Source organism: Streptomyces sp. URMC 124, assembly GCF_051386455.1.
Lineage (GTDB): Bacteria > Actinomycetota > Actinomycetes > Streptomycetales > Streptomycetaceae > Streptomyces.
Genome location: NZ_JBPQTS010000041.1, coordinates 1 through 22,184 on the forward strand (window position 1 = coordinate 1; position 22,184 = coordinate 22,184).

The window sequence follows — 22,184 nt, forward strand, 5'->3', positions numbered from 1 at the left end:
GTCGCGGCGCTGGCCGCGGCGGGGAGCTTCGTGCCCCCGGCTGCAGCCGTTCCCGCCGCCGCGGCCCCGGATCCCGCACGTGCGGTCCCTGACGCCGCCGCGGGGGCCGCTCCCGTGCTGCCGTCGCCTCCGGCGCCGTGGACCGTGCCCGGTGCCGCCGTTCCGCCCGTACCCGCGCCGGTTCCGGCGCCCGCAGCCGGACCGGCACCGGCACCGGCGTCCGCGCCCGGGTTCGCGTCGAGCGCCGCGCCGCAGGCAGCGGGCGCCCCGCCCTTCCCGCCCGCGCCGGAGGCGGGGCCGGTCACGGTCATCGGGCCCACCCCCGAGTTCTTCGTGCTGCCCAAGGCCCGCCGCAGGCTCAACCCCTCCTGGGTGGCGGCCGCGGTGGCGGTCGTGGTGATCGCCGGGGCCGTGGGCGGCGGGATCCTGCTGACGCAGGGCAAGAGCAGCGGCAAACGGAACGACGCCCGCGTCGAGGACACCCGGTCCGTCGAGCCGGCGCCGCCCACGGCGCCGCCCAGCAACGCCGCCTCCCCCTCGCCGTCCGCTTCGGCCTCGGCCTCCCCGTCCGCCTCCGCGTCGCCGTCCCCGTCCGCCTCCGAGTCGGCCTCGGCCTCGCCGTCGCCCTCCGCGTCCGCCTCGTCGTCGGCGCCCGCGGCGTCCGGCCCCGCGCCCGCGGGCTACGAGAACGTGACCGCCCCGGAGGGCTTCTCCCTCGCGGTGCCGCAGGGCTGGCGCCGGGAGGACCAGGGGAGCGGCCAGATCGACTACGCGGGCCGCACCGGCAGCGAGTACCTGCGCATCGGCATCGTCCACGGCACCAAGCAGTCGGCGTACGACCACTTCCGGGAGCTGGAGAAGGGCGTGGGCCAGCTGAACGGCTACAAGCGGGTCAAGATGACGCGGAACACCTTCCAGGGCCGCCCGGGCGCCCTGTGGGAGTGGACCTGGGTCGAGAAGTCCTCGGGCCGCACCATGCACGGCTACAACCAGGCGTACGTGGACGGTTCGGACACGGAGTACGCCATCATGTTCCGCGGCCGGGACGGCGGCGGTGACGCGGCCCGCAAGCCCTTCGACACCGCGCTCGGCTCCTGGCGGACCGGGTAGCGGGGCGCGCTCCGGCACCCCCTGAACGGCCGGGTGGCCCCCGCCCGGCGCCGGGCGGGCGGCTCATAGACTCGGGTGACCAGTCCTCAGCCGAACGGGAGAGCCGACCGTGACCGATACCGAACACTCCGCGGATGTGATCGTCGTCGGGGCCGGCCCGGCCGGGTCGACCACCGCCTACTACCTCGCCAAGGCCGGACTGGACGTCCTCCTGCTGGAGAAGACGGCGTTCCCGCGCGAGAAGGTGTGCGGCGACGGGCTGACGCCCCGTGCCACCAAGCAGCTCGTGGCGATGGGCATCGACATCTCCGAGGAGGCGGGCTGGCTGCGCAACAAGGGCCTGCGCATCATCGGCGGCGGCGTCCGGCTGCAGCTCGACTGGCCGGATCTCGCCTCCTTCCCGGACTACGGACTGGTCCGCAAGCGCGACGACTTCGACGAGCAGCTGGCCCGTAACGCGGTGAAGGCCGGCGCCCGGATGTACGAGCGCTGCAACGTCGGCGCGCCCGTCATCGACGACCGCACGGGCCGGATCGTGGGCGTCGAGGCGAAGCTCGGCGAGGAGAAGACCCCGGTCACCTTCCGCGCCCCGCTCGTCGTCGCCGCCGACGGCAACTCCTCCCGCCTGTCGCTGGGCATGGGCCTGCACCGCCGTGAGGACCGCCCCATGGGCGTGGCCGTGCGCACGTACTTCACCTCCCCGCGCCACGAGGACGACTACCTGGAGTCCTGGCTGGAGCTGTGGGACCGGCGCGGTCCGAAGGACCGGCTGCTGCCCGGCTACGGCTGGATCTTCGGCATGGGCGACGGCACGAGCAACGTCGGTCTGGGCGTGCTCAACACCTCGGAGTCCTTCAAGGAGCTGGACTGGCGCGAGGTCCTCAAGGCCTGGTGCGCCTCGATGCCCGAGGACTGGGGCTACACCCCGGAGAACATGACGGGCCCGATCCGCGGCGCCGCCCTGCCGATGGCCTTCAACCGCCAGCCGCACTACACGCGCGGCCTGCTGCTGGTCGGTGACGCGGGCGGGCTGGTGAACCCGTTCAACGGCGAGGGCATCGCGTACGCCATGGAGTCCGGGCAGATCGCCGCGGACGTCATCGTCCAGGCCCACGCGCGCGCTTCGTACGCCCAGCGCGAGCTGGCCCTGCAGCGCTACCCGAAGGTCCTCAAGGACACCTACGGCGGCTACTACACGCTCGGCCGGGCCTTCGTGAAGCTCATCGGCAACCCCAAGGTGATGAAGATCGGTGCCCAGCACGGCCTGACGCACCCGCTGCTGATGAAGTTCACGCTGAAGATGCTGGCGAATCTGACGGACCCGCAGGGCGGGGACGCGATGGACCGCATCATCAACGGGCTGAGCCGCATCGCGCCGAAGGCGTGACGCGCGGGCGCCGCACGGGCCTTCCACCCTTCGGGTGGCTTCCGGGCGCCCCGCCCGGCCCGCCGGTCACACCACCCCGTTGAGCAGCGCCTGCCCCAGCGGGGTGAGCGTGTGGTGCACGGAGGGACCCGTGCGGGTGGTGCTCAGCAGGCCCGCCTCCCGCAGCACGGTCGCGTGCTCGCTCGCCGAGGCCGGGGAGATGCCCGTGCGGCGGGCGAGCTGCGCGGTGCTGCCGCCCTCAGCCGCGGCGTCCAGCACGCGGGCGCGGGTGCGCCCGAGCAGTGCGGTCAGCCGGCCGAGCTCGCCCGGGGCGGCGGGCCGGGAGAGGACCGCCTGGTAGGCGGACAGGTCGAGGGCGACGGGGTAGCACAGGTCGATGGGCGCCTCGTCGTCCGCGCTGTGGGCGCGCGCCGTGGGGTGCGGCCAGAAGAACGAGGGCGTGAGCGTCAGGCCGCGCCCGGCCAGGTGCACGTCGTGGAAGTCCCGGTGGAAGCCCTCGTTGTGCATGCAGGGCACGTGCAGCACCGGTGACTCCCAGCGCACGGTGGGGTGCAGGGTGGCGAGCAGGTGCTCGACGCCCTGTTCCGCGGCGGCGCGGATGCGGCGCGTGCGGTCGGCCTGGACGCAGGCGGTGACCTGCGACCAGTAGGGCGCGAGGGCCGTCTCCCAGTACGAGCGGAAGGCCTGGTCGACGGTGCGGGCGGCCGGGCGGTCGGCGGTGTGCAGGTCGCCGAACCACTGCGGCACGGGGCGGTGGTCCAGCGCGCACTCCAGCTCGGCCGTCCAGACCTTCCGCGGCAGGGACCACACGGACTCCAGGCTCTCCGCCAGCGAGCAGGCGCCGTCCTCGGCGTGCAGGAAGGCCTCGGGGAGGTACTCGCCCATGTTGGCCGGGGCCAGCTCCAGCAGGGGCCGCATGACCGGGCTCAGGCCGCGCTGGGTGCGGTGCCGCCAGCCGTCCAGGGCGATCCCGCCCATCCACCGGTTCTGCAGCACGGGCAGGCTCAGTGCCGCCTCCGCCAGCGGATCGGGGCCGGGCGCGAGGCGCACCCTGCCGAGATCTTCGGGGCCGAAGTGGATGCGTAGCACGGTGACCGACGGTAGCGCCCCGGAGCTATCGGCCAGCTGTCCGGATCTGGACAACTTGGCGAGGAGTCCGGATGCGGCGTCCGGATCCGGAGTCCGGATTCGGCGCCCGCCGAAGGGCTTTGTCCCCGGGGCGAGGGTGCTTGCAGACTTCACCTACCGGGGCGGGCGCTTCTCACGCGGCTCGGAGCGCCCGCCCCGGTACGGGGGAGGCACGGACGGCCTGGGGGAGACGGGGGTCGCAGGGTGTCCGTGCGGGCAGGCCGCGCCGCGGGCCGTGCGGGGGACACGGCCGCCGGCGGGCATGCCGAAGGGCCGCCGTCCCGAGCGGTGGGACGGCGGCCCTTCACGAACGTGCGAGCCGCTGGGCGGTCCGGCGTCAGAGGACGCGGACGGCGCCGGTGGGCGGGGAGTAGCTCATGTCGCGCTCGACGATGCCCGTGCTCGGGTTCTGCGCGCCGATGAACTTGCCGCCGCCGATGTAGACGGCCACGTGGTACGCGCTGCCCGCGGAACCCCAGTAGAGGATGTCGCCGACCTGCAGGTTCGAGGTCGACACCTGGGTGCCGGCCGTCGACTGGTCCTGCGAGACGCGCGGCAGGTCGATGCCGATCTGGCTGTAGGCGGCCATGACCAGGCCGGAGCAGTCGTAGGAGGACGGGCCGGTGGAGCCCATCACGTACGCCTTGCCGACCTGGGCCCGGAGGAAGGAGACCAGGCTGGCGGTGCTGCCGGTGGCGGTGCCGCTGCTCTTGGAGGAGGACGAGGCGGCCGTGGCGGCGTCCTCGGAGGTCTGGGCGGCGGACTTGCCGCTCAGGCTCTGACGCTCGGTGGCGCGGGAGGCGCGGGCCTCCTCCTCCTTCTCGCGCTTCTCCTTGGCCGCGGCGGCCTTCCGCTCGGCCTCGGCCTTGCGCTCGGCCTCGTCGGCGGCCTTCTTGGCGGCGGCCTCGACCTTGCTGGTCGCCTCGTCCTGCTGCGCGCGGTCCTGGAAGTCGAAGGACGTCTGCTGGGTGGCCGCCGCGCTCTGCGCGATGGACGTGGCCAGGGCCGCGTTGACCGCGGGCATCTCGACGGTCGCCTCGACGGGCTTCTCGGCGGCGGTGGCGGAACCGGCGCCGGCCACGGCCAGGGTGCTGAGGACGCCACCGGCAACACCAGTGCGGACGACCCACGACTGGGTGGCCGTACGACGGGGCTTCCGGTGGCTGGTTATGTGCGCGTTGGGGGACATGGGACAACGGACTATCAGTCCGCGCAGGGTGAGTTCAATAAAGGTGACGTGCGTCACAATTGACGTGCACGCGCCCAGAATTCGGGCATTTGATCACGGGAACATCACGGCGCTCGGCGCCCCGCCGACCCCTATCGGCCGCCTCAGCATGGGGTTTTGGCCATCACTCATGATCGGCGATGGTCATATCACCATCACGGCTCACGTGTCGAGGCTACCCGGCAAAACCGGCTCCAGTCCCGCCCGGCGCGTGGCGCAGCTCACGTCCCGGTCGCCCCGTACGGGCTCTCGTGAACGGGGGTGCCAGTCGTTGCCCGGCGCGGCCGCCGGGGCGACGGGAAATCAGGGGACGGCGCGCCTATATCAGTTGAAGACCGCAACTGCCAATTTGCTTGCATGTGGCATCGCTTGATAGTGCAACACCTCTCCGACCAGGACCTGAGGGTCCGATTGTCACCTCTGGTGATCACTCGGCCGCTTCGTGTATGAAGATCGCCGCTCATCCGACTTGATGATCGTTCGTCAGGTGGTGGAGATCACAAACGCGGGTGCGCACCCCGTGTCGCAGATCACAGACCGGCGGGCATAGGATGCAATCGACCCGGGCTTGTGAACTGCCTCACATATCGGTGATCTTCGCGGTGATCTCCGGTGGTCCTCGGTGGTCCCCATCGTGGGCGGTGCGCCCGACCGGGTCCGGTAAGCCGGCAGTCAGCGTCGACTGGAAGGAGCGAGGAGCGGTGAACGCCTACGCGCCCATCCTCGTACTGGGAGCCCTCGGGGCAGGCTTCGCGATCTTCTCCGTGGTCATGGCCTCGCTCATCGGGCCCAAGAGGTACAACCGCGCCAAGCTCGAGGCCTACGAGTGCGGTATCGAGCCCACCCCGCAGCCCGCGGGCGGCGGGCGCTTCCCGATCAAGTACTACCTGACGGCGATGCTCTTCATCGTCTTCGACATCGAGATCGTCTTCCTCTACCCCTGGGCCGTCACCTTCGACGCCCTGGGTCTGTTCGGGCTCGTGGAGATGCTGCTCTTCGTGCTCACCGTCTTCGTCGCCTACGCCTACGTCTGGCGCCGCGGCGGCCTGGAATGGGACTAGGGGGCACCACATGGGACTCGAGGAGAAGCTGCCCAGCGGCTTCGCGCTGACCACGGTCGAGCAGGCCGCGGGCTGGGTCCGCAAGTCGTCCGTCTTCCCGGCGACCTTCGGCCTGGCCTGCTGCGCCATCGAGATGATGACCACCGGCGCCGGCCGCTACGACCTGGCCCGCTTCGGCATGGAGGTCTTCCGCGGCTCGCCCCGCCAGGCCGATCTGATGATCGTCGCCGGCCGGGTGAGCCAGAAGATGGCCCCCGTCCTGCGCCAGGTCTACGACCAGATGCCCAACCCCAAGTGGGTGATCTCCATGGGCGTCTGCGCCTCCAGCGGCGGCATGTTCAACAACTACGCGATCGTCCAGGGCGTCGACCACATCGTGCCGGTCGACATCTACCTCCCCGGCTGCCCGCCGCGGCCCGAGATGCTCATGGACGCGATCTTGAAGCTGCACCGGAAGATCCAGGGCGAGAAGCTCGGGGTGCACCGCGAGGAGGCCGCCCGCGAGGCGGAGGAGGCGGCCCTCAAAGCCCTGCCGTTGATCGAGATGAAGGGGCTGCTGCGGTGAGCGAGCAGGAACGGGTCCCCCCCGAGCAGGTCCCCGCCCAGCGGGACGAGGCCGGCGAGACCATCCGCGTCCAGCGCGGCATGTTCGGCGCCCGCAACGGCGGCGACACCACCGGCTACGGCGGCCTGGTGCGCACCGTGCGGCTGCCGGGCGAGGCCACCCGCCCCTACGGCGGGTACTTCGACGAGGTGGCGGACGAGTTCGAGGGCGCCCTGGAGGAGCAGGGCCTCCTCCCGGAGACCGTCATCGAGAAGACCGTCGTCGACCGCGGCGAGCTCACGTTCCACATCGCCCGCGAGCACCTGCCCCGCGCCGCCCGCACCCTGCGCGACGACCCCGCGCTCCGCTTCGAGCTGTGCACGGGCGTGAGCGGAGTGCACTTCCCGGCGGACAAGGGCCGCGAGCTGCACGCCGTCTACCACCTGCGCTCGATCACCCACAACCGGCTGATCCGGCTGGAGGTCGGCGCCCCCGACGCCGACCCGCACATCCCCTCGATCGTCGGCGTCTACCCCACCAACGACTGGCACGAGCGCGAGACGTACGACTTCTTCGGCATCGTCTTCGACGGCCACCCGGCGCTCACGCGGATCATGATGCCGGACGACTGGCAGGGCTTCCCGCAGCGCAAGGACTACCCCCTCGGCGGCGTGCCCGTCGAGTACAAGGGCGCCCGCATCCCGGCTCCGGACGAGCGGAGGTCGTACAGCTGATGAGCGCATCACAAGCAAGCCCGCGCGAGACGACGGAAGGCACCGTCTACACGGTCACCGGCGGCGACTGGGACGAACTCGCGGCCACCGCCAAGCAGGCCGACGACGAGCGCATCATCGTCAACATGGGCCCGCAGCACCCCTCCACCCACGGAGTGCTCCGCCTGATCCTGGAGATCGACGGCGAGACCGTCACCGAGGCCCGCTGCGGCATCGGCTATCTGCACACCGGCATCGAGAAGAACCTCGAATACCGGACCTGGACGCAGGGCACCACCTTCGTCACGCGCATGGATTACCTCACGCCCTTCTTCAACGAGACGGCGTACTGCCTGGGCGTGGAGAAGCTGCTGGGCATCGAGGAGCAGATCCCCGACCGCGCCTCGGTCATCCGCGTGCTCCTGATGGAGCTGAACCGAATCTCCTCGCACCTGGTGTGCATCGCCACCGGCGGCATGGAGCTCGGCGCCACCACGATCATGATCTACGGCTTCCGGGACCGCGAGCTCGTCCTCGACGTCTACGAGCTGATCACCGGCCTGCGCATGAACCACGCCTACGTCCGCCCCGGCGGCCTCGCGCAGGACCTGCCGCCCGGCGCCGTGGACCAGGTGCGCGAGTTCGTGAAGAAGATGCGCAAGAACCTGCCGGAGTACGACAAGCTCGCCACCGGCAACCCCATCTTCAAGGGCCGCCTGCAGGGCGTCGGCCACCTCGACCTCGCCGGCTGCATGGCCCTCGGAGCGACCGGCCCCATCCTGCGCGCCACCGGCCTGCCGCACGACCTGCGCAAGTCCCAGCCCTACTGCGGCTACGACACCTACGACTTCGAGGTGCCGACCGCCGACACCTGCGACTCCTACGGGCGCTTCCTGATCCGCCTGGAGGAGATGCACCAGTCCCTGCGGATCATCGAGCAGTGCCTGGACCGGCTGGCCCCCGGCCCGGTCATGGTCGCGGACAAGAAGATCGCCTGGCCCGCCCAGCTGGCCCTGGGCCCCGACGGCCTCGGCAACTCCCTCGACCACATCAAGAAGATCATGGGCACCTCCATGGAGGCCCTGATCCACCACTTCAAACTGGTGACGGAGGGCTTCCGGGTCCCGCCCGGCCAGGTCTACGCCGCGGTCGAGTCGCCCAAGGGCGAGCTGGGCGTCCACGTCGTCAGCGACGGCGGCACCCGCCCGTACCGCGTCCACTTCCGCGACCCGTCCTTCACCAACCTGCAGTCCATGGCGGCGATGTGCGAGGGCGGCCAGGTGGCCGACGTGATCGTCGCGGTGGCGTCCATCGATCCCGTGATGGGAGGCGTCGACCGGTGAGCCATGACGTACAGCTCGGGATGCCTCAGCTTCCCGCGCCCGACTATCCCGCCGACGTGCGCGCGCGGCTCGCGGCCGACGCCGCGGAGGTGATCGCCCGCTATCCCGACAGCCGCAGCGCCCTGCTGCCGCTGCTGCACCTCGTGCAGGCCGAGGAGGGGCACGTCACCCGCACCGGGCTGCGGTTCTGCGCCGAGGTGCTCGGCCTGACCGCCGCCGAGGTCACGGCCGTCGCCACCTTCTACACGATGTACCGGCGCGAGCCCGGCGGCGAGTACCAGGTGGGGGTGTGCACCAACACCCTGTGCGCCGTCATGGGCGGCGACGCCATCTTCGAGGGGCTGCGCCGCCACCTCGGCCTCGGCAACGGCGACACCACCCCCGACGGCAAGATCACCCTCGAGCACGTCGAGTGCAACGCCGCCTGCGACTTCGCGCCCGTCGTGATGGTCAACTGGGAGTTCTTCGACAACCAGACGGTCGAGAGCGCCAAGGCCCTCGTGGACGACCTGCGCGCCGGCCGCGGCGCCGAACCGACCCGCGGCGCACCGCTGTGCACCTTCCGGGAGACCTCCCGCATCCTCGCCGGCTTCCCCGACCCCCGGCCGGACGCGGTCGAGGCGAGCGGCGGCGCGGGCCCGGCCTCCCTGGCCGGGCTGCGGCTGGCCAAGGGCGAGGGCGCCGGCCCGGCCCGGGTGGGCCCGCCCCGCGGCGCCCCGCCCTCCACCGGGCACCAGCACCCCGGCGAGCACCTCAGCAGCCACGACGCGCCGCAGAAGACGTCCGCCTCGGACCCCGAACACCCCGCCGGGCCCGTCACCGAGGAGGGGGAGGGATGACCATGGCACCAGCGATGGGGGAGACGAGCCCGGAGAAGCTGCTCGCTCCCGTGCTGAGCGCCTTCTGGGACGAGCCGCGCTCGTGGACCCTGGAGACCTACCTGCGCCACGAGGGCTACCAGGGCGCGCGCAAGGCGCTCGCGATGGCCCCCGACGACGTCATCGGCTACGTCAAGGACTCGGGCCTGCGCGGCCGCGGCGGCGCAGGCTTCCCGACCGGGATGAAGTGGCAGTTCATCCCGCAGGGCGACGGCAAGCCGCACTACCTCGTGGTCAACGCGGACGAATCCGAGCCCGGGGCCTGCAAGGACATCCCGCTGCTGTTCGCCGCGCCGCACACCCTCATCGAGGGCATCGTGATCGCCTGCCACGCGATCCGCTCCGACCGGGCCTTCGTCTACCTGCGCGGCGAGGTCGTCCCCGTGCTGCGCCGGCTGCACGAGGCCGTGCGCGAGGCCTACGCCGCGGGCTACCTCGGCAAGAACGTCCTCGGCTCCGGGATGGACCTGGAGCTGACCGTGCACGCGGGCGCGGGCGCCTACATCTGCGGCGAGGAGACCGCCCTCCTCGACTCCCTGGAAGGACGCCGCGGCCAGCCCCGGCTCCGGCCCCCCTTCCCCGCCGTCGCGGGCCTGTACGCCTGCCCCACCGTGGTGAACAACGTGGAGTCCATCGCGTCGGTTCCCGCGATCCTGAACAAGGGCAAGGAGTGGTTCCGGTCGATGGGCACCGACAAGTGCCCCGGATTCACGCTCTACTCGCTCTCGGGCCACGTCGCCAACCCCGGCCAGTACGAGGGCCCCATGGGCATCACGCTGCGCCAGCTGCTCGACATGAGCGGCGGCATGCGCCCCGGTCACCGGCTGAAGTTCTGGACGCCGGGCGGCTCCTCCAGCCCCATGTTCACCGCCGAACAGATCGACGTGCCGCTGGACTTCGACAGCGTGGCCGCCGCCGGCTCGCTGCTGGGCACCAAGTCCCTGCAGTGCTTCGACGAGACGACGTGCGTGGTGCGCGCGGTCACCCGCTGGACGGAGTTCTACGCGCACGAATCCTGCGGCAAGTGCACGCCCTGCCGCGAGGGCACGTACTGGCTGGTCCAGCTGCTGCGCGACATCGAGGCAGGCAAGGGCCGCATGGCCGACCTCGACAAGCTCGCCGACATCTCGGACAACATCAACGGCAAGTCCTTCTGCGCCCTCGGCGACGGCGCCGCCGCGCCCATCCTCTCCTCGCTGCAGCACTTCCGCGCGGAGTACGAGCAGCACGTCACGGGCCGGGGCTGCCCCTTCGACCCGTCGAAGTCGACCCTGTGGGCCGACGGCCCGCAGAACTCCCACCTGGAGGTGAACGCGTGACGGTCACGACGTCTGCCCCCTCCGGAGGAGGGGGCGCGAAGCCGCCGCCGGAGGACCTCGTCTCCCTCACGATCGACGGCGCCGCGATCTCCGTCCCCAAGGGGACGCTGGTCATCCGCGCCGCGGAACTGCTGGGCATCGAGATCCCCCGCTTCTGCGACCACCCGCTGCTCGACCCGGCGGGCGCCTGCCGGCAGTGCATCGTGGAGGTCGAGGGCCAGCGCAAGCCGATGGCCTCCTGCACCATCACGTGCACGGACGGCATGGTCGTGCGGACGCAGCTGACCTCGCCCGTCGCCGAGAAGGCGCAGCGCGGCGTGATGGAGCTGCTGCTGATCAACCACCCGCTGGACTGCCCCGTCTGCGACAAGGGCGGCGAGTGCCCCCTGCAGAACCAGGCGATGACGGCGGGGCAGGCCGACACCCGCTTCGAGGGCCGCAAGCGGACCTTCGAGAAGCCGGTGCCCATCTCCCCGCAGGTGCTGCTGGACCGCGAGCGGTGCGTGCTGTGCGCGCGCTGCACGCGCTTCTCCCAGCAGATCGCGGGCGACCCGATGATCGAGCTGCTGGAGCGCGGGGCGCTGCAGCAGGTCGGCACGGGCGAGGGCGCGCCCTTCGAGTCGTACTTCTCCGGCAACACCATCCAGATCTGCCCGGTGGGCGCACTGACGTCGGCAGCGTACCGCTTCCGCTCGCGCCCCTTCGACCTGGTGTCGTCGCCGTCGGTGTGCGAGCACTGCGCGGGCGGCTGCGCGCTGCGCACGGACCACCGGCGCGGCAAGGTGATGCGCCGCCTCGCCGCGGACGACCCCGAGGTCAACGAGGAGTGGGTGTGCGACAAGGGCCGCTTCGCGTTCCGCTACGCGCAGCGGCCGGAGCGCTTCACCCACCCGCTGGTGCGCAGCGCCGAGGGCGTCCTGGAACCGGCGAGCTGGCTGGAGGCCCTGGAGGCCGCGGGGCGCGGGCTGGCGGCCGCGCGCGGCAGGGCGGGCGTCCTGACCGGCGGCCGGCTGACGGTCGAGGACGCCTACGCGTACGCGAAGTTCGCGCGGGTGGCGCTCGACACGCACGACGTCGACTTCCGGGCCCGGGTGCACAGCGGTGAGGAGGCCGACTTCCTCGCCGCGCGGGTGGCGGGCCGCGGCCGGGATCTCGACGGCGGAGGGCTGACGTACGCCGCGCTGGAGAAGGCCCCGGCGGTCCTGCTGGCGGGCTTCGAGGCGGAGGAGGAGGCGCCCGGCGTCTTCCTGCGGCTGCGCAAGGCCTGGCGGGGGCACCGGCAGCGCGTCTTCGCGCTTGCCACGCACGCCAGCCGCGGCCTGGAGAAGGCCGGAGGCACGCTGCTGCCCGCCGCGCCCGGCACCGAGACCGAGTGGCTGCGGGCGCTGGCCGAGGGCGCGGGCCCGGACGGGCCGGGGCAGGCCGCGGCGGAGGCCCTGCGCGCCGACGGGGCCGTGATCGTCGTCGGCGAGCGGCTCGCGGGCGTGCCCGGCGCGCTGACGGCCGCCGTCGCCGCGGCCACGGCCACCGGCGCGCAGCTGGTGTGGATCCCGCGCAGGGCGGGCGAGCGGGGCGCGCTGGAGGCGGGGGCCCTGCCGGGGCTGCTGCCCGGCGGCCGGCCGGCCACCGACCCGCGGGCGCGCGAGGAGACGGCGGCCGCCTGGGGCGTGGACGACCTGCCGCGCAGCCCCGGCCGGGACAGTGGCCAGATCGTGGAGGCTGCGGCCAGGGGAGAGCTGGGCGCCCTGCTGGTGGGCGGCGTCGAGGTCGCGGACCTGCCCGATCCGCCGCGCGCGCGGGAAGCGCTCGATGCCATCGGCTTCCTGGTCAGCCTGGAGCAGCGGCCCAGCGAGGTCTCCGACCGGGCGGACGTCGTCCTGCCGGTGGCGGCCGTGGCGGAGAAGGCGGGCACGTTCCTCAACTGGGAGGGCCGGGCCCGCCCGTTCGAAGTCGCCATCAAGCCCGACCAGCTGCCGCGCCGCCACGTGCCGGCGGACGCCCGCGTGCTGCACATGCTGGCGGACGCCATGGGCATCGGGCTCGGCCTGCCGGACGTCGACGCCGTCCGCGCGGAGCTGCGCCGCCTCGGCCCCTGGGACGGCGCGCACGCCGCGGACCCGGTGGAGACGGCCCGGCCGCTGCCGCAGCCGGGCGCCGGCGAGGCGGTGCTGGCGGGCCACCGGATGCTGCTGGACCAGGGCCGTCTGCAGGACGGTGACGACGCCCTGGCGGGCACGCGGCACGCGGCGCTCGCCCGGCTGTCGGCGGCGACCGCCGCGGAGGCGGGCGTGCGCGACGGCGAGCTGCTGGCGGTGACGGGCCCGGCCGGGACGGTGCGGCTGCCGCTGCGCGTGACGGCCATGCCGGACCGCGTGGTGTGGCTGCCGCTGAACTCGGCGGGCGGCGGCGTCGCCGGGGACACCGGCGCGCGCCCCGGCGAGCTCGTACGGATCGGGGCGGATTCCGGTGAGGGCACCGGGACCGGGACACCGGAGGCGCGGTAGTGAACGCTGTGGAAGCTGTGCAGGCCGTGCAGGCCCACCGACTGACCGCCCTGGCCGCCGAGGACCTGTCGGTGTTCGGCCGGGACCCGTGGTGGCTGGTCGTCGTCAAGGCGGTCTTCTGCTTCGCCTTCGTCATGCTGACCGTGCTGTTCTCGATCGTCTGGGAGCGCAAGGTCGTCGCGTGGATGCAGCTGCGGATCGGCCCCAACCGGCACGGCCCCTGGGGGATGCTGCAGTCCCTCGCGGACGGCATCAAGCTGATGCTGAAAGAGGACGTGATCGTCAAGCGGGCGGACAAGGCGGTCTACCTGCTCGCCCCGGTCGTGGCGGCCGTCCCCGCGTTCATGGCGATCGCCGTGATCCCCTTCGGCCCGGCCGGCAACGAGATCTCGATCTTCGGGCACCGCACCACGATGCAGCTCACTGACCTGCCGATCGGCGTGCTGTACATCCTCGCCACGGCCTCGGTGGGCATCTACGGCATCGTGCTCGCGGGCTGGTCCTCCGGCTCGACGTACCCGCTGCTCGGCGGCCTGCGCTCGTGCGCGCAGATGATCTCGTACGAGATCGCGATGGGCGTCTCCTTCGCGGCCGTCTTCCTCTACTCGGGATCGATGTCGACCTCGGCGATCGTCGAGGCCCAGCACGACCGCTGGTACGTGCTGCTGCTGCCGGTGTCCTTCATCGTCTACATCGTGGCGATGGTGGGGGAGACCAACCGGGCCCCCTTCGACCTGCCGGAGTCCGAGGGCGACCTGGTCGGCGGCTTCAACACCGAGTACTCCTCCATCAAGTTCGCGATGTTCATGCTGGCCGAGTACGTCAACATGGTCACCGTCTCGGCGGTGGCGGTGACGCTGTTCCTGGGCGGCTGGCGGGCCCCCTACCCGGTCTCGGCCTTCTGGGAGGGCGCGAACCACGGGTGGTGGCCGCTGCTGTGGTTCGTCATCAAGCTGCAGCTGCTGCTGTTCTTCTTCATCTGGCTGCGCGGCACGCTGCCGCGGCTGCGCTACGACCAGTTCATGAAGCTCGGGTGGAAGGTCCTCATCCCGGTCTCGATGGTCTGGCTGATGCTCGTCGCCTCGGTGCGGGCCCTGCGGAACGAGAACTACGACTTCCAGCAGATCGTGCTGTACGTCGGCGGCGCTGTGGTCGCGGTCCTGCTGCTCTCCTTCGTCGCGGACATCTTCCGCAAGGGCGAGCGCGGCCAAGGGGACGGAGAGGCCGCGCCGGAGCGGGAGTTCGACCCGACGGGCGGCGGGTTCCCCGTGCCGCCGCTGCCCGGGCAGACCCTCCCGCCGGTGCCGCGCCGCAGGCCGCGCCGCGACGGAGAGCTCATTGTCAGTGGCGGGCCCGATACTGTGCGTGACGGAAAGGAGGGCTGACGGCTGTGGCTACCGAACCCGCGCGGGGCGATGATCCCCGCGATACCCCCCGCAATCCCGTGGCCGGCTTCGGCGTGACCTTCAAGGCCATGTTCAAGAAGCGGCTGACCGAGCAGTACCCGGAGTACAAGAAGCCCACGGCCCCCCGCTTCCACGGCCGCCACCAGCTCAACCGGCACCCGGACGGCCTGGAGAAGTGCATCGGCTGCGAGCTGTGCGCCTGGGCCTGCCCCGCGGACGCCATCTACGTGGAGGGCGCGGACAACAAGCCCGAGGAGCGGTATTCGCCGGGCGAGCGCTACGGCCGCGTCTACCAGATCAACTACCTCCGCTGCATCCTGTGCGGCCTGTGCGTCGAGGCGTGCCCCACGCGCGCCCTCACCATGACCAATGAGTACGAACTGGCCGACAGCAGCCGCGAGTCGCTCATCTACACCAAGGAGGAGCTGCTCGCGGGCCTGGAGGAGGGCATGGTCGACAGCCCCCACGCGATCTTCCCCGGTATGACCGAACAGGACTACTACCGCGGCCTGGTGACCGAAGCCGCCTCCGGCACCGTCCGGCAAGTCGCCCGCAGCAAAGGCGAGAAGCCCGACGAGGAAGGGGCGGACGCGTGAACGCCCTTCCCCTCGCCGCCTCTTCCCTGGCTGCCTCGGCCGCCTCCACCACCTCGACCGGCGAGGCGGTCCAGTTCTGGATCCTGGCGGTCGTCGCCGTCCTCGGGGCGCTGGGCGCCGTCCTGATGAAGAAGGCCGTGCACAGCGCCCTCTCCCTGGCCGGCACCATGATCGTCCTGGCGGTGTTCTACCTCGCCAACGGCGCCTACTTCCTGGGCGTCGTCCAGATCGTCGTCTACACCGGCGCGATCATGATGCTGTTCCTCTTCGTCGTCATGCTCGTGGGCGTCACCGCCGCCGACTCCCTCAAGGAGACCATCAAGGGCCAGCGGTGGCTCGCCGCCCTGTGCGTGCTCGGCTTCGGCATCCTCCTCGTGGCGGGCATCGCCAACGCCTCCCTGAAGGAGTGGAGCGGCATCGGCCGCGCCAACGCCGGGGGCAACGTGGAGGGCCTGGCCGCCCTCCTGTTCACCAAGTACGTCTTCGCGTTCGAGATCACCGGCGCCCTGCTGATCACCGCGGCGGTCGGCGCGATGGTCCTCACCCACCGCGAGCGCACCGAGCGCGCCGCCACCCAGCGCGAGCTGGCCGAGCGGCGGGTCCGCGAGGGCAAGCAGGTCACCCCGCTGCCCGCCCCGGGCGTCTACGCCCGGCACAACGCCGTCGACATCCCGGGCCTCCTCCCCGACGGCACCGCCTCCGACCTCACCGTCAGCCCCACCCTGCGGGCCCGCGGCCAGGTCCGGGACGTCTCGGGCGAGGCCCTGGAGGACCTGGCGGCCCTGGAGCAGCGCTCGGGCGACTGGCAGGAGCGCGGCCGCAGCGAGGACGCCGGCGCGAAGGGGGCGAGCAAGTGAATCCGGTCAACTACCTCTACCTGGCGGCCCTCCTGTTCACCATCGGGGCGGCCGGCGTGCTCATCCGGCGGAACGCGATCGTCATCTTCATGTGCGTCGAGCTGATGCTGAACGCCTGCAACCTGGCGTTCGTCACCTTCTCCCGGCTGCACGGCAATCTCGACGGCCAGATCATCGCCTTCTTCACGATGGTCGTGGCCGCGGCCGAGGTCGTGGTGGGCCTCGCCATCATCGTGACGATCTTCCGCTCCCGGCACTCGGCCTCGGTGGACGACGCCGGCCTGCTGAAGCTGTAAGGGGACGCTGACGTGGAGAACCTCATCGGATTGCTCGTCGCGGCACCGCTGCTGGGCGCGGCCGTGCTGCTGTGCGGCGGGCGCAGGCTCGACCGCGGCGGGCCCTGGATCGGCACGCTGTTCGCGGCGGTGTCCCTGGCGATCGGCGCGGTGCTCTTCGCCGGGCTGCTCGGCCGCGACGCCGACGACCGCACGCTGGACGCCACGGCCTTCAGCTGGGTGCCCGTCGGGGGCTTCCGCGCGGACGTCGGCTTCCACCTCGACCAGCTGTCGATGACCTTCGTCCTGCTGATCACGGGCGTGGGCACGCTCATCCACCTCTACTCGGTGGGCTACATGGCCGAGGACGAGCGGCGGCGGCGCTTCTTCGGCTACCTCAACCTCTTCCTCGCCGCGATGCTCCTGCTCGTCGTCGCCGACAACTACCTCCTGCTGTACGTGGGCTGGGAGGGCGTCGGCCTCGCCTCGTACCTGCTGATCGGCTTCTGGCAGCACAAGCCGAGCGCGGCCACCGCCGCCAAGAAGGCGTTCATCGTCAACCGCGTCGGCGACATGGGCCTGTCGATCGCGATCATGCTGATGTTCACCACGTTCGGCACCTTCGCGTTCGGCCCCGTCCTGGAGCGGGCCACGGAGGCGGGCGAGGGCAAGCTGACGGCCGTCGGGCTGATGCTGCTGCTGGCCGCCTGCGGCAAGTCCGCCCAGGTGCCGCTGCAGTCCTGGCTCGGGGACGCGATGGAGGGCCCGACTCCGGTCTCGGCCCTCATCCACGCGGCCACGATGGTGACCGCCGGCGTCTATCTGATCACCCGCTCCGGAGCGATCTTCAATGCGGCGCCGGACGCCCAGACGGCGGTCGTCACGGTCGGCGCGGTCACGCTCCTCTTCGGTGCGATCGTCGGTTGCGCGAAGGACGACATCAAGAAGGCCCTGGCGGGCTCCACCATGTCCCAGATCGGGTACATGATCCTGGCCGCCGGCCTGGGGCCCGTCGGCTACGTCTTCGCGATCATGCATCTGGTGACGCACGGCTTCTTCAAGGCCGGGCTCTTCCTCGGCGCCGGCTCCGTCATGCACGGCATGAACGACGAGGTCGACATGCGCCGCTACGGCGGCCTGCGGAAGTACATGCCGGTCACCTTCGTCACCTTCGGCCTGGGCTACCTCGCCATCATCGGCTTCCCCGGCCTGTCCGGCTTCTTCTCCAAGGACAAGATCATCGAGGCCGCCTTCGCCAAGGGCGGCACCGAGGGCTGGATCCTGGGCGGCGCGGCCCTGCTGGGCGCCGCCATCACCGCGTACTACATGACCCGCGTGATGCTCATGACGTTCTTCGGGGAGGAGCGCTGGCGCCCGGCCCCCTCGCCGGACGAGCCCAGTGCCGAGCCGGCGGCCGCCACGCGCGCCGGGGAGATGCCGCACCCCCACGAGTCGCCGCGCACGATGACCGTCCCGATGGTCGTCCTGGCCTTCGGATCGGTCTTCGCCGGCGGCCTGTTCAGCATCAACGACACCTTCCTGAAGTGGCTGGAGCCGGTCACCGGGCACGCCGAGGGGCACTCGCCCCTCAGCGCCCTGACCGTCACCGCCGCCACCATGGTCGTGCTCGTGATCGGCGTGGCGATCGCCTGGGCGCAGTACGGGCGCCGGCCCGTCCCCGTCACGGCCCCCCGCGGCAGCCTGCTCACCCGGGCCGCCCGGCGCGACCTCCTGCAGGACGACTTCAACCACGTCGTGCTGGTCCGTGGAGGCGAGCACCTCACCCGCAGCCTGGTCTACGTCGACCACACCCTGGTCGACGGCGTCGTCAACGGCACCGCCGCCTCCGTGGGCGGCCTGTCGGGCCGGATGCGCAAGCTGCAGAACGGCTACGCCCGTTCGTACGCGGTCTCGATGTTCGGCGGTGCGGCGGTGCTCATCGCCGCCACCCTGCTGATGAGGGCGGTTTAGCCATGTCCTTTCCCCTGCTGACGCTCACGGCCGCGGTGCCCGCGGTCGGCGCGGTCGCCACCGCGGCCGTGCCGGCCGGGCGCCGCACCGCCGCCAAGTGGCTCGCGCTCGCGTTCTCGCTCGCCACGCTCGTCCTGGCGGCCGTGCAGCTCGTGCGCTTCGACCCCGATGCGAAGGGCCCCTTCCAGCTCACCGAGTCGCACGCCTGGATCAAGGACTTCGGCGTCCGTTACGAGCTGGGCGTGGACGGCATCGCGGTCGTCCTGATCGCCCTGGCCGCGCTGCTGATCCCGTTCATCATGCTGGCCGGCTGGCACGACGCCGACCCCCAGGAGAGCGGATCGTCCCGCTGGCGGCCCACCCAGGGCTTCTTCGCGCTGATCCTGATGGTCGAGGCGATGGTGGTGATCTCCTTCGAGGCCACCGACGTCTTCCTCTTCTACATCTTCTTCGAAGCCATGCTCATCCCGATGTACTTCCTCATCGGCGGCTTCGGGGACCGCACGGGCGAGCGCAGCGAGGGGGACGCCGCCGCCCAGCGCTCGTACGCCGCGGTGAAGTTCCTCCTCTACAACCTCGCCGGCGGGCTGATCATGCTGGCCGCCGTCATCGGGCTGTACGCGGTCACGGCCGACCAGCTCGGCACCGGCACCTTCTCCCTCCAGGAGATCGTCCAGGCGCGCGCCGCCGGCAAGCTGGACTTCGCGACCACCACCGAACGCGCCCTGTTCCTGGGCTTCTTCTTCGCCTTCGCGGTGAAGGCCCCGCTGTGGCCGCTGCACACCTGGCTGCCCAACGCCATGGGCGAGGCCACCGCCCCCGTCGCCGTGCTGATCACCGCCGTGGTCGACAAGGTCGGCACCTTCGCGATGCTCCGCTTCTGCCTCCAGCTCTTCCCGGAGGCCTCGAAGTGGGCCACTCCCGTCATCGTCGTCCTGTCGCTGATCAGCATCCTCTACGGGGCGCTGCTCGCGGTCGGGCAGCGCGACATCAAGCGGCTGGTCGCCTACGCCTCGATCTCCCACTTCGGCTTCATCGTGCTCGGCATCTTCGCGATGACCAGCCAGGGCCAGAGCGGCGCGACGCTCTACATGGTCAACCACGGCATCTCCACGGCCGCGCTGATGCTCGTCGCGGGCTTCCTGATCTCGCGCCGCGGCTCGCGGCTCATCGCGGACTACGGCGGCGTGCAGAAGGTCGCCCCGGTCCTCGCCGGCACCTTCCTCGTCGGCGGTCTCGCGACGCTCTCGCTGCCGGGCCTCGCGCCGTTCGTCTCCGAATTCCTCGTCCTGGTCGGCACGTTCAGCCGCTACCCGGCCGCCGGTGTGGTGGCCACCCTCGGCATCGTGCTCGCCGCCCTCTACGTCCTCGTGCTCTACCAGCGCACCATGACCGGGCCGGTGAAGGAGGAGGTGCGGGGGATGCCCGACCTCAAGGCGCGCGAGCTGGCCGTCGTCACCCCGCTGATCGCCCTGCTGCTCTTCCTCGGCGTCTATCCCAAGCCGGTGACGGAGATCCTCGACCCGGCCGTCCGGCACACGATGTCGCAGGTGCACGAGGCCGACCCCCAGCCCGACGTGAACGATGTGGAGGCCGCGAAGTGAGCCACGCAGCATCCGTCCACAGCCTGTGGACGATGTCGGCCGCCGCGCCGCAGAAGATCCCGGCCCCGCACATCGAGTACGCCCAGCTGTCGCCGACGCTGATCGTGCTCGGTGCCGCGGTGCTCGGTGTCCTCGTGGAGGCGTTCCTCCCGCGGCGCGCCCGCTACCACGCGCAACTGCTGCTGTCCTGCGTCGCCCTGGCCGCGGCCTTCGCCGCCGTCGTCGCCCTGGCCGCCGGGGGCTACGCCACCGGCAAGGCGCACGCCGCCGCGATGGGCGCCGTCGCCGTCGACGGCCCGGCGCTGTTCCTGCAGGGGACCATTCTCCTCGTCTCCCTCGTGGCCGTGTTCACCTTCGCCGAGCGGCGCCTGGACCCGGCGGCGCACGGCAAGCCCGTCGACTCCTTCGCCGCCCAGGGCGCGGCCGTGCCCGGCGGCAAGGCCGAGCAGGCCGCGGTGAAGGCGGGCTTCACCACCACCGAGGTCTTCCCCCTCGTGCTCTTCGCGGTGGGCGGCATGCTCGTCTTCCCCGCCGCGGACGACCTGCTGACGCTCTTCGTCGCCCTGGAGGTCTTCTCCCTCCCGCTGTACATCCTGTGCGCACTGGCCCGCCGCAAGCGGCTGCTGTCGCAGGAGTCGGCCGTGAAGTACTTCCTGCTCGGCGCGTTCTCCTCGGCCTTCCTGCTGTTCGGCGTGGCCCTGCTCTACGGCTACGCCGGCACGGTCACCTACTCCGGCATCGCCGAGGTCGTGGGCGGCTCCGTCCGCACGCTCGACCCGGCCCTCGCCGCCACCACCGGCAACGACGCCCTGCTGCTGATCGGCGGCGCGCTCGTGCTGATGGGCCTGCTGTTCAAGGTCGGCGCGGTGCCCTTCCACATGTGGACGCCGGACGTCTACCAGGGCGCGCCCACGCCGGTCACGGGCTTCATGGCCGCCGCCACCAAGGTCGCGGGCTTCGGCGCGCTGCTGCGGCTGCTGTACGTGGTCCTGCCGGGGCTGCGCTGGGACTGGCGGCCGGTGATGTGGGGCGTCGCGATCATCACGATGCTGGTCGGCGCGATCGTGGCCGTCACACAGACCGATGTGAAGCGGCTGCTGGCCTACTCCTCCATCGCGCACGCCGGATTCATCCTCGCGGGCGTCATCGCGACGACCCCCGACGGCGTGTCGTCCGTGCTGTTCTACCTGGGCGCGTACTCCTTCGTCACCCTCGGCGCGTTCGCGGTCGTCACGCTCGTGCGCGACGCGGGCGGGGAGGCCACGCACCTGTCCAAGTGGGCGGGGCTCGGCCGCCGTTCGCCGCTGACGGCCGCCACCTTCGCGGTCTTCCTGCTGGCCTTCGCCGGCATTCCGCTGACGAGCGGCTTCTCGGGCAAGTTCGCCGTGTTCAAGGCGGCGGCGCAGGGCGGGGCGGGCGCCCTGGTGATCGTCGGTGTGGTGTCCTCGGCGATCGCCGCGTTCTTCTACGTCCGGGTGATCGTGCTGATGTTCTTCAGCGAGCCGAAGGCCGACGGTCCGACCGTGGCGGTGCCGAGCCCTCTGACGTCGTCGGCCATCGCGATCGGGGTCGCGGTCACGCTGGTCCTCGGCGTGGCGCCGCAGTACTTCCTCGATCTGGCGGGGCAGGCCGGGGTGTTCGTGCGGTAGCCGCCGCAGAAGCATCGGAGCGGCCCCGGAAGCCCCGGCAGGGCTTCCGGGGCCGCTCCGTGTGCGGAGTCAGCTCGCGGGCTTCGCGGGCAGGCCGCCCGGGAGGCCGGCCGGCTTGCCGTCGCCGCCCACGGCCTTGGTCATCTTGTCCTGCTTGCCGGAGGCCCAGGCCACGGTGAAGGACTTGCCGTCGAAGTCCTTGATGGTGCCCGTGCTGTAGTCCGTGCTGCCGTCCTGGCAGTGCTTGATGGTGATCGTCGCCGGCTGGGCGTTGTCGACGAGCGTGCCGGAGCAGGCGGTCTTCCCGCTGAGCATCACCGTGTTCTGGGCGAACGACAGGATGACGAGGCTCTTGTCGGTGAGCTTGCCGCTGTTGGACCAGCCGCCCGCCAGCCCGGCGGCCGTCGCGCGCTGGGCGTCGGCGGCGGGCGCCGACGGCTGCTCCGCCGGGGCCTGGGAGGCCGGCGTGGCGCCGCCGGCCGGCTTGTCGCCCTTCTTGCCGCCGTCGCTCTCGCTGCTGCAACCGGTCATCAGCACAGCGGCGCAGAGCGCCGCCCCCGTGATCTGTACTGCCTTGCGCACGTCTCTCCTCCGGAGTGATTGTGGACACG

18 protein-coding genes and 1 pseudogene are annotated in these 22,184 nt (G+C 71.7%); 16 read left to right on the plus strand and 3 right to left on the minus strand.

Translation table 11 applies throughout. The features are described 5' to 3' along the window. Positions 1-1,110, plus strand: a pseudogene (locus ACSNOG_RS11505) (hypothetical protein); the annotation flags it as partial. Positions 1,111-1,219: 109 nt separating this feature from the next. Continuing rightward, the gene (locus ACSNOG_RS11510; protein WP_436752497.1) at positions 1,220-2,497 is read left to right on the plus strand and encodes a geranylgeranyl reductase family protein; all 1,278 of its coding nucleotides are present in this window, start codon (positions 1,220-1,222) and stop codon (positions 2,495-2,497) included. 66 nt (positions 2,498-2,563) lie between these two features. On the opposite strand, the gene ACSNOG_RS11515 is transcribed toward ACSNOG_RS11510, so the two are convergent. Both ACSNOG_RS11515 and ACSNOG_RS11520 read right to left on the minus strand, forming a co-directional pair. After that, positions 2,564-3,586: a winged helix-turn-helix domain-containing protein gene (locus ACSNOG_RS11515; RefSeq protein WP_436752498.1), complete on the minus strand. Its 1,023-nt coding sequence runs from the start codon at positions 3,584-3,586 to the stop codon at positions 2,564-2,566. Positions 3,587-3,962: 376 nt separating this feature from the next. Next, positions 3,963-4,814 (minus strand): C40 family peptidase, encoded by an 852-nt coding sequence (locus ACSNOG_RS11520; RefSeq protein WP_436752499.1) that lies wholly within the window; start codon positions 4,812-4,814, stop codon positions 3,963-3,965. Between the two features lie 740 nt (positions 4,815-5,554). Here ACSNOG_RS11520 and ACSNOG_RS11525 point away from each other — a divergent pair. Genes ACSNOG_RS11525 through nuoN form a run of 14 tightly spaced genes read left to right on the plus strand, consistent with a single transcriptional unit; the run spans position 5,555 to position 21,573 of the window. Continuing rightward, positions 5,555-5,914: an NADH-quinone oxidoreductase subunit A gene (locus ACSNOG_RS11525; RefSeq protein WP_058047631.1), complete on the plus strand. Its 360-nt coding sequence runs from the start codon at positions 5,555-5,557 to the stop codon at positions 5,912-5,914. 10 nt (positions 5,915-5,924) lie between these two features. Next, a complete protein-coding gene (locus ACSNOG_RS11530; protein WP_058047632.1) occupies positions 5,925-6,479 on the plus strand; it encodes a NuoB/complex I 20 kDa subunit family protein in 555 nt (184 codons plus the stop codon). Continuing rightward, complete coding sequence (locus ACSNOG_RS11535; protein ID WP_436752500.1) at positions 6,476-7,192, plus strand: NADH-quinone oxidoreductase subunit C; 717 nt, start codon at positions 6,476-6,478, stop codon at positions 7,190-7,192. The genes ACSNOG_RS11530 and ACSNOG_RS11535 overlap by 4 nt, the downstream gene beginning before the upstream one ends. Then, on the plus strand, positions 7,192-8,514 hold the full coding sequence (locus tag ACSNOG_RS11540) for an NADH-quinone oxidoreductase subunit D (RefSeq protein ID WP_436752501.1): 1,323 nt from the start codon (positions 7,192-7,194) through the stop codon (positions 8,512-8,514). Before ACSNOG_RS11535 ends, ACSNOG_RS11540 begins: the two co-directional genes overlap by 1 nt. 20 nt (positions 8,515-8,534) lie before the next feature. Then, positions 8,535-9,353: an NADH-quinone oxidoreductase subunit NuoE gene (gene nuoE, locus ACSNOG_RS11545; RefSeq protein WP_436752528.1), complete on the plus strand. Its 819-nt coding sequence runs from the start codon at positions 8,535-8,537 to the stop codon at positions 9,351-9,353. Then, the gene (nuoF, locus tag ACSNOG_RS11550) at positions 9,350-10,711 is read left to right on the plus strand and encodes an NADH-quinone oxidoreductase subunit NuoF (protein WP_436752502.1); all 1,362 of its coding nucleotides are present in this window, start codon (positions 9,350-9,352) and stop codon (positions 10,709-10,711) included. The genes nuoE and nuoF overlap by 4 nt, the downstream gene beginning before the upstream one ends. Beyond that, positions 10,708-13,215, plus strand: a complete 2,508-nt coding sequence (locus ACSNOG_RS11555; RefSeq protein ID WP_436752503.1) for an NADH-quinone oxidoreductase subunit G — start codon at positions 10,708-10,710, stop codon at positions 13,213-13,215. Before nuoF ends, ACSNOG_RS11555 begins: the two co-directional genes overlap by 4 nt. A gap of 8 nt (positions 13,216-13,223) precedes the next feature. Beyond that, a complete protein-coding gene (gene nuoH / locus ACSNOG_RS11560; protein WP_436752529.1) occupies positions 13,224-14,600 on the plus strand; it encodes an NADH-quinone oxidoreductase subunit NuoH in 1,377 nt (458 codons plus the stop codon). Positions 14,601-14,605: 5 nt separating this feature from the next. Next, positions 14,606-15,217, plus strand: coding sequence for an NADH-quinone oxidoreductase subunit NuoI (nuoI, locus tag ACSNOG_RS11565; RefSeq protein ID WP_436752504.1), 612 nt, complete (start codon positions 14,606-14,608; stop codon positions 15,215-15,217). Next, positions 15,214-16,074, plus strand: a complete 861-nt coding sequence (locus ACSNOG_RS11570; protein ID WP_436752505.1) for an NADH-quinone oxidoreductase subunit J — start codon at positions 15,214-15,216, stop codon at positions 16,072-16,074. The genes nuoI and ACSNOG_RS11570 overlap by 4 nt, the downstream gene beginning before the upstream one ends. Beyond that, on the plus strand, positions 16,071-16,370 hold the full coding sequence (nuoK, locus tag ACSNOG_RS11575) for an NADH-quinone oxidoreductase subunit NuoK (RefSeq protein ID WP_058047640.1): 300 nt from the start codon (positions 16,071-16,073) through the stop codon (positions 16,368-16,370). The genes ACSNOG_RS11570 and nuoK overlap by 4 nt, the downstream gene beginning before the upstream one ends. A gap of 12 nt (positions 16,371-16,382) precedes the next feature. Beyond that, complete coding sequence (gene nuoL, locus ACSNOG_RS11580) at positions 16,383-18,320, plus strand: NADH-quinone oxidoreductase subunit L (RefSeq protein ID WP_436752506.1); 1,938 nt, start codon at positions 16,383-16,385, stop codon at positions 18,318-18,320. Between the two features lie 2 nt (positions 18,321-18,322). Continuing rightward, entirely contained in the window at positions 18,323-19,924 is a 1,602-nt protein-coding gene (locus tag ACSNOG_RS11585) for an NADH-quinone oxidoreductase subunit M (protein WP_436752507.1), read from the plus strand. Further along, positions 19,921-21,573, plus strand: coding sequence for an NADH-quinone oxidoreductase subunit NuoN (gene nuoN / locus ACSNOG_RS11590; protein ID WP_436752508.1), 1,653 nt, complete (start codon positions 19,921-19,923; stop codon positions 21,571-21,573). The genes ACSNOG_RS11585 and nuoN overlap by 4 nt, the downstream gene beginning before the upstream one ends. Positions 21,574-21,642: 69 nt before the next feature. Here nuoN and ACSNOG_RS11595 read toward each other — a convergent pair whose 3' ends face one another. Then, positions 21,643-22,155 (minus strand): hypothetical protein, encoded by a 513-nt coding sequence (locus tag ACSNOG_RS11595; protein WP_436752509.1) that lies wholly within the window; start codon positions 22,153-22,155, stop codon positions 21,643-21,645. Positions 22,156-22,184 lie beyond the last annotated feature (29 nt).

Excerpts from the sequence above, each read along its gene's own strand:
- ACSNOG_RS11540 (WP_436752501.1), top strand. The coding sequence starts at position 7,192 with ATGAGCGCATCACAAGCAAGCCCGCGCGAGACGACGGAAGGCACCGTC.
- nuoF (WP_436752502.1), top strand. The coding sequence starts at position 9,350 with ATGACCATGGCACCAGCGATGGGGGAGACGAGCCCGGAGAAGCTGCTC.
- ACSNOG_RS11585 (WP_436752507.1), top strand. The coding sequence starts at position 18,323 with ATGTCCTTTCCCCTGCTGACGCTCACGGCCGCGGTGCCCGCGGTCGGC.
- nuoE (WP_436752528.1), top strand. The coding sequence starts at position 8,535 with ATGCCTCAGCTTCCCGCGCCCGACTATCCCGCCGACGTGCGCGCGCGG.
- ACSNOG_RS11520 (WP_436752499.1), bottom strand. The coding sequence starts at position 4,814 with ATGTCCCCCAACGCGCACATAACCAGCCACCGGAAGCCCCGTCGTACG.
- ACSNOG_RS11530 (WP_058047632.1), top strand. The coding sequence starts at position 5,925 with ATGGGACTCGAGGAGAAGCTGCCCAGCGGCTTCGCGCTGACCACGGTC.